The organism is uncultured Campylobacter sp., from assembly GCF_905373215.1.
GTDB lineage: Bacteria > Campylobacterota > Campylobacteria > Campylobacterales > Campylobacteraceae > Campylobacter_B.
Genome location: NZ_CAJPRT010000002.1, coordinates 1 through 12,810, shown reverse-complemented (window position 1 = coordinate 12,810; position 12,810 = coordinate 1). Strand labels below are relative to the sequence as shown.

18 protein-coding genes and 1 pseudogene are annotated in these 12,810 nt (G+C 48.3%); 3 read left to right on the top strand and 16 right to left on the bottom strand.

Annotation, left to right across the window (positions count from 1 at the left end):
• Positions 1-270: 270 nt before the first annotated feature.
• From QZ176_RS01340 to infA, 13 genes are all read right to left on the bottom strand, one after another.
• Positions 271-600, bottom strand: coding sequence for a YbaB/EbfC family nucleoid-associated protein (locus tag QZ176_RS01340; RefSeq protein WP_295150617.1), 330 nt, complete (start codon positions 598-600; stop codon positions 271-273).
• Positions 601-602: 2 nt separating this feature from the next.
• On the bottom strand, positions 603-950 hold the full coding sequence (gene panD, locus QZ176_RS01335; protein ID WP_295150614.1) for an aspartate 1-decarboxylase: 348 nt from the start codon (positions 948-950) through the stop codon (positions 603-605).
• A 17-nt stretch (positions 951-967) separates the two neighbouring features.
• Positions 968-2,278: a UDP-N-acetylmuramoyl-L-alanyl-D-glutamate--2,6-diaminopimelate ligase gene (locus QZ176_RS01330; protein WP_295150611.1), complete on the bottom strand. Its 1,311-nt coding sequence runs from the start codon at positions 2,276-2,278 to the stop codon at positions 968-970.
• Entirely contained in the window at positions 2,256-2,804 is a 549-nt protein-coding gene (locus QZ176_RS01325; protein ID WP_295150608.1) for a histidine kinase, read from the bottom strand. Before QZ176_RS01325 ends, QZ176_RS01330 begins: the two co-directional genes overlap by 23 nt.
• Positions 2,794-3,060 carry a NifU family protein gene (locus QZ176_RS01320; protein ID WP_295150604.1) on the bottom strand — a complete coding sequence of 89 codons (267 nt, stop codon included), beginning with the start codon at positions 3,058-3,060 and terminating at the stop codon, positions 2,794-2,796. The genes QZ176_RS01325 and QZ176_RS01320 overlap by 11 nt, the downstream gene beginning before the upstream one ends.
• A gap of 508 nt (positions 3,061-3,568) precedes the next feature.
• Positions 3,569-4,129, bottom strand: a complete 561-nt coding sequence (locus QZ176_RS01315; RefSeq protein WP_295150601.1) for a L,D-transpeptidase family protein — start codon at positions 4,127-4,129, stop codon at positions 3,569-3,571.
• A gap of 30 nt (positions 4,130-4,159) precedes the next feature.
• A complete protein-coding gene (rplQ, locus tag QZ176_RS01310) occupies positions 4,160-4,516 on the bottom strand; it encodes a 50S ribosomal protein L17 (RefSeq protein WP_295150599.1) in 357 nt (118 codons plus the stop codon).
• Positions 4,517-5,542: a DNA-directed RNA polymerase subunit alpha gene (locus tag QZ176_RS01305; RefSeq protein ID WP_177387178.1), complete on the bottom strand. Its 1,026-nt coding sequence runs from the start codon at positions 5,540-5,542 to the stop codon at positions 4,517-4,519.
• An 11-nt stretch (positions 5,543-5,553) separates the two neighbouring features.
• Positions 5,554-6,180 carry a 30S ribosomal protein S4 gene (gene rpsD / locus QZ176_RS01300; RefSeq protein WP_005869858.1) on the bottom strand — a complete coding sequence of 209 codons (627 nt, stop codon included), beginning with the start codon at positions 6,178-6,180 and terminating at the stop codon, positions 5,554-5,556.
• Positions 6,181-6,198: 18 nt separating this feature from the next.
• Complete coding sequence (gene rpsK, locus QZ176_RS01295) at positions 6,199-6,591, bottom strand: 30S ribosomal protein S11 (protein ID WP_177387174.1); 393 nt, start codon at positions 6,589-6,591, stop codon at positions 6,199-6,201.
• Positions 6,592-6,601: 10 nt separating this feature from the next.
• Positions 6,602-6,970, bottom strand: a complete 369-nt coding sequence (rpsM, locus tag QZ176_RS01290) for a 30S ribosomal protein S13 (RefSeq protein WP_005869856.1) — start codon at positions 6,968-6,970, stop codon at positions 6,602-6,604.
• 3 nt (positions 6,971-6,973) lie between these two features.
• Positions 6,974-7,087, bottom strand: coding sequence for a 50S ribosomal protein L36 (gene rpmJ, locus QZ176_RS01285; RefSeq protein ID WP_005869855.1), 114 nt, complete (start codon positions 7,085-7,087; stop codon positions 6,974-6,976).
• A 172-nt stretch (positions 7,088-7,259) separates the two neighbouring features.
• Complete coding sequence (gene infA / locus QZ176_RS01280) at positions 7,260-7,478, bottom strand: translation initiation factor IF-1 (RefSeq protein ID WP_005869854.1); 219 nt, start codon at positions 7,476-7,478, stop codon at positions 7,260-7,262.
• Positions 7,479-7,666: 188 nt separating this feature from the next.
• On the opposite strand from infA, the gene QZ176_RS01275 reads away from it, so the two are divergent.
• Together QZ176_RS01275 and QZ176_RS01270 are read left to right on the top strand one after the other, a co-directional pair.
• Positions 7,667-8,539, top strand: coding sequence for a neutral zinc metallopeptidase (locus QZ176_RS01275; RefSeq protein WP_295150595.1), 873 nt, complete (start codon positions 7,667-7,669; stop codon positions 8,537-8,539).
• Between the two features lie 215 nt (positions 8,540-8,754).
• Positions 8,755-9,184, top strand: a pseudogene (locus QZ176_RS01270) (VOC family protein).
• Between the two features lie 701 nt (positions 9,185-9,885).
• Here QZ176_RS01270 and bcp read toward each other — a convergent pair.
• Both bcp and QZ176_RS01260 read right to left on the bottom strand, forming a co-directional pair.
• Entirely contained in the window at positions 9,886-10,413 is a 528-nt protein-coding gene (gene bcp / locus QZ176_RS01265; RefSeq protein ID WP_295150590.1) for a thioredoxin-dependent thiol peroxidase, read from the bottom strand.
• Positions 10,414-10,478: 65 nt separating this feature from the next.
• The gene (locus QZ176_RS01260) at positions 10,479-10,619 is read right to left on the bottom strand and encodes a hypothetical protein (protein WP_295150589.1); all 141 of its coding nucleotides are present in this window, start codon (positions 10,617-10,619) and stop codon (positions 10,479-10,481) included.
• Between the two features lie 160 nt (positions 10,620-10,779).
• Between QZ176_RS01260 and QZ176_RS01255 the strand changes: the two genes are divergently transcribed.
• The gene (locus QZ176_RS01255) at positions 10,780-11,328 is read left to right on the top strand and encodes an NAD(P)H-dependent oxidoreductase (protein WP_295150587.1); all 549 of its coding nucleotides are present in this window, start codon (positions 10,780-10,782) and stop codon (positions 11,326-11,328) included.
• A gap of 901 nt (positions 11,329-12,229) precedes the next feature.
• On the opposite strand, the gene QZ176_RS01250 is transcribed toward QZ176_RS01255, so the two are convergent.
• Positions 12,230-12,655, bottom strand: a complete 426-nt coding sequence (locus QZ176_RS01250) for a TOBE domain-containing protein (protein ID WP_005869837.1) — start codon at positions 12,653-12,655, stop codon at positions 12,230-12,232.
• Positions 12,656-12,810 lie beyond the last annotated feature (155 nt).

Genomic DNA, 12,810 nt, shown 5'->3' with positions numbered 1-12,810 from the left:
TCGCCGAAATTTTAGAATTTGCCCTCGCGCCGCCCGTTAAATTTGACCGATTTGCTAAGGTTGAAATTTAATAACCTCGCGTCAAATCAAGCGAGCCGTGCTTTATGCAAACCGTATCGCCACAAAATCTAAATTTAACGCCGCCTTATAAAATCGGGCTTCATTTAGTTCGCTGCAGAAGCCGCTCGCTCCGTAGAATCCAAACCGCTCGCTAGGCGGGAAGTAGTCGCCCTCTCTAAAAAGCCTATTTTCACCATTTTTGAACTACGCTTAGCCCTTATCGCCGAGCAGATCGCCTAGGCCGCCGAGCCCTCCTAGCATGGACGCTGCGGCGCCTTTCTTTTCATTTTCGACGAGTTTTATCGCGTCGCCTATCGCCGAGATCAGCAGGATCTGCAAGCTCTCTTTGTCGTTAAAAAGACTATCGTCGATGCTTAGATCAAGCACCTCGCCCGCGCCGTTTAGCCTGATGGCGACCATGCCCGCGCCCGATTTTACGGTAAATTCCTTGCGCGCATTCTCCTCCTCGATCTGCTTAGCCTTGGCCTGCATCTGATCGAGCATCTGCCCCATCTTTGAAAAATCCATTCCTTCGAACATCTTTACTCCGTTATTTGGTTTTTTTCGTTTACCTGCACGATTTTTGATTTAAAATTTTTCGCTTTTTTGGCGCTCATCTGTGCGTAGGCTACGATGATGACGACGTCGCCGACGCAGACTTTGCGCGCGGCCGCGCCGTTTAGGCAGATCTCGCCCTTTTTCTCGCCGCGGATCACGTAGGTAGCGAAGCGCTCGCCGTTATTGACGTTTAGGATCTCGACTTTTTGGTATTCGCAAAGCCCTGCAGCCTCGATGAGCTCGGGTCCGATCGTGACCGAGCCCACGTAGTTGAGGTTGGCGTCCGTCACGCGCGCGCGGTGGATTTTGCTTGATAAAATTTCGATTTTCATCGGCCGTCCTTTAAAATTTAGTCTAAATTTGACTCGCCTCGCGCCGCGACGAGCTCGCTCACGACCTGTTTGTCGCTGAAAGGATGCTTCACGCCCTTGATCTCCTGGTAGGTCTCGTCGCCTTTGCCCAAAATAGCGATCATCTCGCCGTTTTTGGCAAGATCTAGCGCGCGCGCGATAGCCTCTTTGCGATCCGCGATCTTTAAAATTTTATCTTTTCGGCGCATGCCGGAGCAAATTTGTTCGATGATCTCGTCTGGATCCTCGCTGCGCGGGTTATCGCTCGTAACGATACAGATTTTAGCAAAGTGCTCCGCGATGGCGCCCATTTTCGGACGCTTGCCGTGGTCGCGATCGCCGCCCGCGCCGAAAACCGCGATGATCTCGCCGCTTGCGCGCAGCGCGTTTAGCACCTTTTCGATGCCGTCTGGGGTATGAGCGAAATCGACGATTACAAGCGGATTTTTATTTACGATCTGCACGCGACCCTCGACACCGCCGAAGTTTGCCAGAGCTTTTGCGATCTCCTCGTTCGGCAGCTTGGTTAGAATTTTAACCGCCGCAAACGCCGCGGTAAGGTTGTAGAGATTAAACTCGCCGATGAGATCGCTTTGAAGCTGCGCATTATCGCCGTTTGGAGTACGCAGGAGCGCGTCGATGCCGCCCTTTAGCCCGTATCCGCTCACGGCGAAGCTTGCGGCGTTTTTGATACCGTAGGTAAGGGCGTTTGCGGGGTTAAATTTAATATGTCCGTCGTCGGCATTTATGAGCTTTGGCGCGTCGTCTGCGAAAAACGAGCTCTTGACCGCGGCGTATTCTTGCATGCTGCCGTGATAATCGAGATGATCTTGACTTAAATTCGTAAAAATTTTAAGCGCAAAATTTAGCCCTTCTATGCGGTTTTGCGCGATTGCGTGCGAGCTAACTTCCATAACGAAGTACTCACAGCCCTGCTTGCCGGCTTCGTGAAGATAGCTCATCGTCTTAAAAACCGAGCTCGTCGTAAGCCCCTTCTCGTCGATTCTGCGCTCATTTATAAAGGCGCCGCGCGTGCCGCTTAGACCGCAGCTAAAGCCCAGATCCAGCAGCGTCGAATAGATCGCCGCCGCGGTCGTCGTTTTGCCGTTCGTACCGGTGATGCCTACGATTTTGATGCGCGGATCGATCTTTAAAAGCTCCTTTGTTTGCGCGATAGAGATGATCTGTGCGCCTTTTTGCGCCGCTTCAGGTGCAAATTTAGCGTTCGCGCTCGTGCGCATAAAAAAGTAGCCCGCCTCGCATTCGGCGGAGTTATCGGTGATGAAATTATTTTCGAGTCGTATTTTCATGATTTTTGATTTTTTGCATCAGCGCTTCAAAGCGTTCATCGCCTGCATACGCGGCGGCCGAGCTCTCGACGTAATTAAGCCCCATTTCGTAGTAGCCGTTTTCTATCAAATTTTCTAAAAATTCTATCATCTCGGTTTTGTCCGAAATGGCGATTTTGGATGAAAAAATGATCGATTCGAAGGCGTCTTTAAAGCCTCTTTGGCCTACCGCGCGCATAAAATCGGCATAAGCGATAACGGCGATCTCATCCTCGGCGCCGGGTTCGGAAGCCGCTTCACTCGCGATCTTTTCATTGATGGAGTTCAAAATTTTAAAAAGCTCCGCGGTTTGAGTTTTTGGGCTGAGGTTGTAAAAATCAAAGAGCATAAGCGCCTCTTCGCGGTCTGCCATCGCGGTCTGGCAAAGTTCAAGCAAAAATAGAATTTCCTCCTCGCCGCTTTTTTCGTATGCGAGCGAAAAATACAGCTTCGCAAGCTCGAATTCTCCGCGCGAAAAGGCCTTTAGCCCCAGTTTTTTATAGTTCAAACTCTTCGCCTTCGGGGATGTTTACGACGCTAAGCTCGGGGTGAATATCCATGCGAAGCTGGCGCTCGACGCCGTATTTTAGGGTCTGCGCACTTGCGGCGCAGCCGTGGCAATGCCCGGTAAGGCGGACATAGACGACGCCGTTTTTTATGCCTAAAAGCTTCATATCGCCGCCGTCGTTTTGCAGCATCGGTCGGATCAGCTCTAAGCTATCTTGTACCGGGGCTAGAAGCTCTTCGTCTGTAAATGGTATCATTAAAATTCCTTATTTTAGTTTTGGCGCATTATATCCAAAAGCGATAAAAAAAGGCTTATCGGGGATGAAATTTAATCTGAAATTTTGCGCAAGGACGCGGATTTTGCGCCATAGATCGCAAAGAATTTTATACGCCACGAACGGCGAGTCGCGATTTTAAAAATTTTATCGATTCGGCAAGGACGAAACTCGCAAATCATCGGGCTTGCGTATATTTAAATTTAGACTATTTGCGCCATAAATTTGGGATGAAATTTCAGCCAGACCGAGGGCTAAATTTGAGATGAAATTTTTGAGCGGTATGTAAAATTTAAAGCGGAACTGCCTAAATTTAATTAGGACAAGCGCCGATACGATTAAATTTTATAAAAACAGACTCCGAGTTTAATCGTAAATTTCACGACTACGAAAGCCTGGGCGGCAAACATTATTTTGAAGCTCGTAGATAAAATTTACGCTACGTTTTATATCGATCGCGGCTGTGAAATTTTAGCGCAGGCGCGTGCAGTCACGGCAAAATTTCTATCGGCGTGCCGATTTTCACGTGTTCAAAAAGCTCGTCCATATCGTCATTGACGAGCGCTATGCAGCCCTCCGTCCAGTCGCCGAACGCCGCGATACTCTGCCCTAGGTAGCTAAATTTGTTCGGTAGCCCGTGGATTTTGATATCGCCACCTGCGCTCTTGCCGAGGGATTTTGCGTGTGCTACGTCGGCTTTATTCGGATAGGAGATGCCTAAATTTAGATGATACGCCGAGTTTGGATTTTTGCCGTTTATGGTGTAGTTGCCCTCCGGGGTTTTGCCGTCGCCTTGAACTTCTTTGTGTCCTTCAGGCTCGCGTCCGAGGGCGATTTTGTAGCTTTTTGCGACGCCTTTTGAGGTTAAAATTTCAAGAATTCGTTTGGATTTATAGACGCGGATTTTAGAAATTTGCTCGCCGTCCAATGCCTGCTTTAGCGGAATTTCGGAGTTGATCGTTTCGATATTTTTATAGCTAAGATAATTGTCCAATGCCCATGCCAAGCCCGCAGCGATGATAATAAGCGGAAGTAAAGCTTTAAATTTCATAGAAGAAATTTCGGGAGTGATCCCGAAATTTTATTTGCTGATTAGCTCGATATAAGCCATCTCTGCGGCGTCGCCCTTGCGAAGGCGGGTTTTGATGATGCGAGTGTAGCCGCCGTTTACGCCCGCGTATTTTGGGGCGATCTCGGTGACCAGCTTATTTGTCGCAGCCTTATCCTGAAGCGCCGCGAAAACAAATCTATGCGCTTCGCTGTCGCCCTTGCGCGCGCGAGTGATCAATTTTTCGGCATAACTTCTTAGCTCTTTTGCCTTAGGAAGCGTAGTTTCGATCTTGCCGCTAGCAACTAAAGCGATGGTTAAATTTTTAAGCAGGGCGGCACGGTGAGACGAAGTACGCCCTAGCTTTCTATATCCGTGATTATGTCTCATTTATTGTCCTTCATTCTTTTGTCTTTGAGCCTTCAGCTCATCGAGCTTGCGTTTTAGCTGCTCTTTTTTATCGCCGAGCTCTTGGTTGCCGATAGGATAACCGATCTCCTCCATTACGGCTTTGATCTCCTCGAGCGATTTTTTGCCTAAATTTTTAAGGTCTTTAAGCTCGCTCTCCTCCATGATCGCAAGCTCGCCGATAAATCTAATATCCGCGCGATCCAGGCAGTTAAAGCTTCGTGCGCTTAAGCTTAGATTGCTAACGCTCTCAAAAAGCTTTGCAAACTCGGAATTTGCGGGGATCGCTCTACCGAAAGTATCTGCAGCGCTGATATTTACGATACCTTTGAAAACCGCTAGCTGCTGATACATCGCCTCAAGTGCGTTTTTAAACGCATCTATCGCGCTGATCTGACCGTCGGTAGTGATCGTAAAGACCACCTTTTCGTAGTCGGGATTGTCCTCTACAAATACGTTTTCGATGTCGTAAACGGCCTTGGTTACCGGGGTAAAAAACGCATCTAGCGCGATGAAATCGGCGTCTAAATTTTCTCTGATCTCTTCGCTTGGGACGTAGCCGATACCCTTTTCGATGATGAGCGTAAATTTAAGATCGGCATCCTCGTTTATCGTAGCCAGATAAGCGCTTGGATTTACGATCTCTACGGCGTCGTTATTTAGGTCGCTGCCGTAAATTTCTTTAGGCCCTTTAAAGCTGTATTCTACGACCTCGCGCAGGGAATCGCCCTTGATTTTAAACCTTAAGCCCTTTAAATTTATGATAAAAGCCGCCATATCCTCGAGCATACCGCGCATGCTGTCGAATTCGTGGCTTACGCCTTCGATTTTAACCGCAGTCGGCGCGAAACCGACCGTGCTCGTATAAAGTAACCTTCGTAAAGGATGAGCTAGAGTGACGGCATATCCCGTTTCAAAGGGATATGCTATGATTTTAGCAACATTTTCGCTGACATTCTCAACCTTTATTTCAGTTGGCATATGAGCTGATGTTGTGATTTTTCTCATATTAGCACCTACTATTTCGAGTAAAGCTCTACGATAAATCTTTCCTCTACAGGAATAACAACTTCTTCTCTCTCCGGAACTCTAGAAAAAATTCCGTATCTTTTCTCTTTTTCTACGTCTACCCACGCTACGATGCCGGTCTGTGCAGTAAGATCCAGCGCTCTTGAAATTTGCGGGTTATTTTTGCTCTTTTCGATCACTTCGATCTTTTGTCCTGCGCGGACGGAGTACGAAGGAATATCGACGCGCTTGCCGTCTACTAAAATGTGTCCGTGCGTAACGAGCTGGCGCGCAAAGCGTCTAGTCGTAGCAAAGCCCATGCGGTAAACGACGTTATCTAGCCTCTGCTCTAAAAGCTGAACCAAGATCGCTCCGGTGTTACCCTCTCTGCGAGCCGCTTCGGCAAATAGCCTGCGGAACTGCTTCTCGCTTACGCCGTACATAAATTTAGCCTTTTGCTTCTCGCGAAGCTGTGAGCCGTATTCGCTTAGTTTAGCGCGTCTTTGTCCGTGCTGACCCGGAGCGTAAGGGCGTTTTAAAAGCGCGCTCTTGCCCGCAAGCCTTCTCTCGCCTTTCATAAATAGATCGACGCCGAGCCTTCTTTCTAATTTTTCAACCGGTCCTGTATATCTAGCCATAAATTTCTCCTTTTATAATTACACGCGACGTCGTTTAGGCGGTCTGCAACCGTTGTGCGCAAGAGGAGTGATATCTTTAAAATACGTAACTTTAATCCCTTCTACGCTACCTACGCTTTTAACGGCGGTCTCGCGCCCGCTTCCCGGACCCTGAACCTTGACGCCTACCTCTTTGATGCCGTGCTCTTTGGCTTTGTTTAGCGCGTCCTCGACGGCTTGCTGTGCCGCATAAGGGGTGGATTTTTTGCTGCCTTTAAAATTTAAAGCGCCCGCACTGCTCCACGCGATCGCGTTGCCCATCTCGTCCGTTACGGTTATCATGGTGTTGTTAAACGTAGCGGAGATGTAAACTATGCCTTTGGCGATATTTTTTCTGACGGTTTTTTTCTTAACTACTTTTTTTTGTGCCATATTTCAATCCTTATTTAGCTGCCGCGCCGACGGTTTTGCGTTTGCCTTTTCTAGTTCTGGCGTTCGTTTTTGTTTTTTGACCGCGAACAGGAAGGCCTTTTCTGTGTCTTAAGCCGCGATAGCCGCCCAAGTCCATAAGCGCTTTTATATCCATAGCCACTTGTTTGCGAAGGTCGCCTTCGACCATATAGTGCTCTTGGATCTCTTTTCTGATAGCGGCGGCTTCATCTTCGCTCAGATCGGCGACTCTTTTATCGTAAGAAATTCCTGCCGCATCGAGAATTTTTCTCGACGTAAATAAACCTATACCGTAGATATAAGTTAGTCCGTATTCAATCCTTTTTTTCTTTGGTAGATCTACACCTGCGATACGAGCCATAACTTATCCTTGTCTTTGTTTATGTTTTGGATTTTCACAAATAACGTGAACAACACCTTTGCGCTTGACAATTTTACATTTGTCGCACATTTTCTTAACGGATGGACGAACTTTCATTCCACTCTCCTAAAATTTTCTCCACTTTAAATGCAAACTGCACCTAGGTTTAATGAAATTTCAAAAGCGAAAGTATCAAACCAACTGTTTTCAAAATAGTGGGGATTTTGAAAACACTTCTTCCTACAGTTTAGTCGCAAAACCGCGAGTATATCTAAATTTAACTTTATCCTTACTTATAGCGGTAGGTGATCCTGCCTTTGTCGAGGCTGTAAGGGGTCAGCTCGACTTTTACGCGATCGCCCGGCATTATCTTGATGTAGTGCATCCGCATCTTGCCAGCGATATGACATAAAATCACGTGTTTGTTATCGAGCTCGACCTTAAAAGTCGCGTTCGGCAGCGCTTCTATGACGTTGCCGTCGATCTCTATGACGTCGTCTTTTGCCACAAATTCTCCTTTCTTTTAAATTTAAAAAGGGTGATTATATAGAATTTAAAATTTTAAACAGCTTAAAAGAAATTTAAAATAAGCAAAATTTCAGATTTATTTCGCTACGCGCGCAGTATTTTACAAAAGCAAGGCGGCGCTCTTTTTAAAATTTCAGTATAATGGCTCAAAAATTTTAAAGGAAAAATATGAAATGGCAAGACGGCAGACGAAGCTCAAATGTAGAAGATGACCGCGCAAGCAGCATGCGCATGAGCTCCGGCTCGCTTGGGATGCTGATCCCGATCGTTAGGTTTTTGCTCGGCTCAAAGATCGGGCGCATAGTGCTCGTAATCGGCGTCGTAGCGTATTTTATGGGTTACAACCCTTTGGCGCTTTTAGACGGGGGCGCCAGCACGCAAAGAGAGCCGACGGATAGCCCGCAGGAGCAGGAAAAGCTCGCCTTCGTCTCGGCGGTGCTAGCCCAAACCGAGGACGTCTGGGGCGAGATATTTAAAAGTGCGGGCGCGCGCTACGAGGAGCCCGGACTTCGGCTTTTCCGCGATCAGATCGCAAGCGGCTGCGGCTTTGCGAGCGCGCAGACGGGACCTTTTTATTGCCCGAGGGACCATAAAATTTATCTCGATCTCGGCTTTTTCGACGAGCTTGCGAACAAATACAAAGCGGGCGGCGACTTCGCGCAGGCCTATGTCATCGCGCACGAAGTAGGACATCACGTTCAAAATTTAATCGGTACGCTGGAGCAGGTCGCCGCTCTAAAAAGGCGCGCTCGCAGCGAAGCCGAGCAAAACGCGCTTCAGGTCAAAGTCGAGCTACAGGCGGACTGCTACGCGGGGGTCTGGGCGCATTATCTCGCAAAAACAGGGCGCGTGCTGGAGGCTGGCGACATCGACGAGGCGCTAAATGCCGCCAGCGCGATCGGCGACGATACGTTGCAGCGCAAATTTAGCGGTCGCGTCGTGCCCGATTCCTTCACGCACGGCACCTCGGCGCAGCGCAAAGAGTGGTTTAAAAAGGGCTTAACGGGCGGAAACCTAAAAGCCTGCTCGTTTGAGCCGTAAAGCGCGGGCTTTGAGTTAGCTTGCGGGCTAGGTAAGGCGGCTTAAATTTTAAAATTTAACGCCGAGCTTGAAGGCGAAATTTTAAAATTTTAATGATCGGCGATTAAAAAGTTCGAACGGCGCGCTCGGCTATCGCGGCGACGGCTTGTTTGAGCGCAGGCTTGACTACGGCACAAGAAACCAAAATAGATACGTTAAAATTTATGGAGGCTAAAATGAATAAAATAACCTGCGTCTGCCTAGGCGTGAGAAGCATGCAAAGGGCGCTGAAATTTTACAGAGACGGACTAGGTTACGAGACGGATTGTAAAGACGACGACCCGCCGGTATGCTTTTTCAATACGCCGGGGACCAAATTTGAGCTCTATCCCTTGGACGCGCTGGCGCGAGATATCAACGAAAGCGATCCGCCCAGAGGCAGCGGATTTAGCGGTATCACGCTAGCGTATAACGTAAAAAACAAAGAGGACGTAGCTAGCGTCATAGAGCTAGTAAAAAAGGCAGGCGGCACCATCGTCAAGGAGCCCCCAAGATACGTTTTGGGGCGGATACCACGCGTATTTTGCCGATCCGGACGGATACTACTGGGAGGTGGCTTGGGGGCCTGATTTTAAATTTGACGAGGACGGGCTGCTTAAATTTTAGATCAAAATTTTTGCGGCCGAGGCTTGTTTGGAGGCTCCGAAACCTTTGGCCTAAGCGTGTAAAATTTAAACTCAAAATTTATTACAAATCATCGGGCGGGTTTTTGGCTTGTATAATTTGCGGCGCCGTTTTTTCCCGCGTCTTGCTCTAAATATCGAGCGAAATTTTACTTTCCGATGTGATCCGCGGTGCAGATTTTCACGAGACTAAAATTTACCGCACCCCGCCGCTGTTTTACTCGCGCTCGCAGTACCGCTTTGCTAGCATCGCATACCGCTACGCAAAGCAAGAAAGCGGATATTTCGCGGCGCTTTTGTCCGTGAGCGCGGCGAGGAAAAGAGCGATAAACTCGTCGAAGCTTTGCGCGGCAGCCTCTTTTAAAAACCGCTTGTTTATGAGCGAATTTTCGATGTCGGGGCGAGCTAGGATGATTAAATTTTTCCTATTTTTCCTTTAAAATTTTGGTTTGGGGCGATAAAATTTGCCGCTAAAATCGCAGATATAGCCCCGCTTTGAAATTTTATTTTCAAATTAGCGTCGGAATTCTGAGGCAAAATTTTAAGGCGAAATTTTAATGCCGAAGCTTCGGCGCTTAAATTTGACGCCGGAATTCCATAATAAATTTCAGTGCATAAATTTCATAATTAAAGCTTAGCACCCAAATGCGCCGGAGCCCTATTTCAAAACGCTGGCTTGGCGCTTTATTTCCCAGCAGCTAGCAGATCCGCGAGCACCTTTGCCGCGTGATCTTTCGCCTTGACGCTTTTATAGACTTTTAAAATTTTGCCGTCCGCACCTATCAGAAAGGTCGAGCGCACGATGCCCAGATACTCGCGCCCGTAGTTTTTGCGCACCTGCCACGCGCCGTATAGCTTGGCTACCTCGTGCTGCGGGTCGCTCAGCAGGATGTGCTTTAGGCTTTGCTTGGCGATGAAGCCCGCGTGGGATTTGGCGCTGTCGGGGCTGATGCCTACGATCACGCAGTCTGCGGCGATGAAATCATCGTACGCGGCGCTAAATTCGCACGCTTCGGTCGTGCAGCCTGGGGTGTTATCCTTGGGGTAAAAATACAGCGCGACCCTCTTGCCTGCGAAGTCCTTTAGCGCGACGCTCGCTCCGTCGGCGTTTTGTAGCGTAAAAGCGGGCGCTACGTCTCCCGCTTGCAGCGTGATTTTGCGCTCGCGATCCTCTGCGCTAAACTCGCCTTCGATCTGTGTTTTTCTCTGCATATCGTGTCCTTTTTTTGAAATTTTCGGGCTCCTAGCCCAAATCGCGGCTAAATTTTAATCTTTTTTCATAAATTTATCCTTGCTTGGATGAAATTTTGCCCCGTGCCGCAGCCGCACGCGATCGGGTGGATCGCAAGCGAGATCGTTCCAGACAAGAGCGGGCTAGGGGCTTGCTTTGCGGCACGCGTAAAAACATTTTGTTGCACATGCCTTGAGGCAGTATGGTACGAGAGCGCCTCGTATCTATTGTGCCACGCAAATCCAGGTTCCTCACAAGCAAAATAACGCTTCGCTTTCGCAAGCCCTCTTAATCTACTTTTAGCTTTTTAGCGATATGATTCCGCAAATTTAAACAAAGGAAACAATATGAAAACGCTAGTTATCTTATCGCACCCCAATCTCGCCGCATCGCGTGTGAACAAAGCCCTATCGCAGGTCGCAAAGGGCGCTGCCGGCGTAGAGGTGCGTCATTTGGAGGGACTTTACGGCACCGATACTGCGCGCATTGACGCCCGCGCAGAGCAAGACGCGCTATTGGGCGCCGACCGCATCGTATTTTTGTACCCGATGTACTGGCTAAACGTGCCGCCTATGCTAAAAGCCTATATCGACATCGTCTTTTCGCACGAGCTGGTGGGTTCCGGCGCGCTTAGGGGCAAGGTTCTGCAGCTTGCGCTAAGCGCTAGTACGCCGCTTAGCGAGTACTCCAAACAGGGTTCTATCGGCTTTAGCCTGGATGAAATTTTAACGCCGCTTAAGATCGCAGCAAACTACTGCGGGATGGACTTTGCTGTGCCGTTTGTCAGCAGCGGATTTGAGCCCGGCGAGTTTGGTGACGATGTCGTAGATGCCGCAGCCGCACGCTTCGGCAAACTTTTACGAGGCGAACTAAGTCCCGGCGAGTATCAAATTTAGCAAAGCAAGTGCCCGTTACCCGCGGCGATGAGCTGAAATTTTACGATGGCGAATTTTAGCCGCGAAACTGCCGCTTTTAACGAGCCGATCGACAAAAGCTCAAAGTGGATCGAAACACGCTATGGATGGCTCGACTAATACGTGCGTGCACTCGTCGTAGCCAGTGTTGATTGCTTGCAAGGTACAAGCGTATTTAAAAGGTGCACATCGGCTAGCTAATGTTGTCATCTATGGAGGCATGAATGGGCGTTCGGCTCGAAGTCATCGGCGTAAAACTCATCGTGTTTATTTGCGCAAGAGCGGTTAAATTTCGTAGCAAGTGGCAAAGTAGGGGGTGAAGTGTGTGTCGTGATCTTTGGATCAGGTCTGGGTTTTTGCGAAGCGGTCTCTGTCGCGCTTAGAGAGTTTAAATTTTAAAGTTTACCGCATCGCGTAGTATTTTGCAAAACATCGTACCGCTGCCGCGAAAAGATATGCTGAGCCAGCCGCTGTAAAAGTGTGGTGATCGGTCATTACCGAGCAAAGTAGCGTAGCGAGCGCGCAAAATATGAAAGCACATTGCTATAAGCGAGCGAGCAGAGTGAAGAGAGGTCTGCGTTTCATAGATATCTCGTGCTAGTGGGGCTTTCGCGCCGCATAGACGCAAAGCCTGCGCGAAACGCGCACTGCGGTAAAAGATAAAATAGGTAAGACCGCTCTTGGTGTGATTGTGGCTGGATGTCGCGCGGGGTGTATCTGCGCGCATGAGAGAAAAGACCGCTTGCGGCGCTATTTGAGCTGCTACGAAATTTGATTTATCAAAAGAGATTTTTGAAGAAGGAGCAGAATTTATAAAATTCGCTCCTCGATTTTGTGATGTTTAAAGCGTGCACATCGCTGTCGCACGCACCGTTACGCCTGATTATTTTACGCCGACGATGATTTGAGTAGCTTTTATGATCGCGGTTACTTCGTCGCCGACTGCTAGCGCCAAATTTTTAACGGAGCTGTTTGTGACGATCGCGCTTAAATTTTCGCCGCCTGCGGTTCTGACATCGATTTCAGCATTGATTGCGCCCTCTTTAACGGCGGTGATTTTGCCTTTTAGCTGGTTCGCAGCACTTAGGCGAAGATCATTTTCTCCCTTTGAAATGATGACATTCGGGGCTTTGAATAAAAATACCGCCTCTTTACCTGCTTTTAAATCCAAAGTTTTTTCAGAATCAACCGTCACGGTCGCTTTTAGCACGTCGCCACCTCTGGTTTTAGCTGTGATTAGCGAATTTACCGCACCTGTTTTTACGTCGCTGATTACGACGTGAAGCTGATTTCTAGCACTGATTGCCATTGTTTCTCCCTGTGAAAAATTACGAGCAATGTTAGCGGCAAATCCTTAAATGAAATTTAAAAATGCTGCATGTAAGAAATTAATTTAATTTGTTGCGAAATTATATTGATTGCGTCTTTAAATTTACAGCTCGCGTAGCAAAAAATGAATTTAAA

Excerpts from the sequence above, each read along its gene's own strand:
- QZ176_RS01340 (WP_295150617.1), bottom strand. The coding sequence starts at position 600 with ATGTTCGAAGGAATGGATTTTTCAAAGATGGGGCAGATGCTCGATCAG.
- panD (WP_295150614.1), bottom strand. The coding sequence starts at position 950 with ATGAAAATCGAAATTTTATCAAGCAAAATCCACCGCGCGCGCGTGACG.
- QZ176_RS01330 (WP_295150611.1), bottom strand. The coding sequence starts at position 2,278 with ATGAAAATACGACTCGAAAATAATTTCATCACCGATAACTCCGCCGAA.
- QZ176_RS01320 (WP_295150604.1), bottom strand. The coding sequence starts at position 3,060 with ATGATACCATTTACAGACGAAGAGCTTCTAGCCCCGGTACAAGATAGC.
- QZ176_RS01315 (WP_295150601.1), bottom strand. The coding sequence starts at position 4,129 with ATGAAATTTAAAGCTTTACTTCCGCTTATTATCATCGCTGCGGGCTTG.
- rplQ (WP_295150599.1), bottom strand. The coding sequence starts at position 4,516 with ATGAGACATAATCACGGATATAGAAAGCTAGGGCGTACTTCGTCTCAC.
- QZ176_RS01305 (WP_177387178.1), bottom strand. The coding sequence starts at position 5,542 with ATGAGAAAAATCACAACATCAGCTCATATGCCAACTGAAATAAAGGTT.
- rpsD (WP_005869858.1), bottom strand. The coding sequence starts at position 6,180 with ATGGCTAGATATACAGGACCGGTTGAAAAATTAGAAAGAAGGCTCGGC.
- rpsK (WP_177387174.1), bottom strand. The coding sequence starts at position 6,591 with ATGGCACAAAAAAAAGTAGTTAAGAAAAAAACCGTCAGAAAAAATATC.
- rpsM (WP_005869856.1), bottom strand. The coding sequence starts at position 6,970 with ATGGCTCGTATCGCAGGTGTAGATCTACCAAAGAAAAAAAGGATTGAA.
- rpmJ (WP_005869855.1), bottom strand. The coding sequence starts at position 7,087 with ATGAAAGTTCGTCCATCCGTTAAGAAAATGTGCGACAAATGTAAAATT.
- QZ176_RS01275 (WP_295150595.1), top strand. The coding sequence starts at position 7,667 with ATGAAATGGCAAGACGGCAGACGAAGCTCAAATGTAGAAGATGACCGC.
- bcp (WP_295150590.1), bottom strand. The coding sequence starts at position 10,413 with ATGCAGAGAAAAACACAGATCGAAGGCGAGTTTAGCGCAGAGGATCGC.
- QZ176_RS01255 (WP_295150587.1), top strand. The coding sequence starts at position 10,780 with ATGAAAACGCTAGTTATCTTATCGCACCCCAATCTCGCCGCATCGCGT.
- QZ176_RS01250 (WP_005869837.1), bottom strand. The coding sequence starts at position 12,655 with ATGGCAATCAGTGCTAGAAATCAGCTTCACGTCGTAATCAGCGACGTA.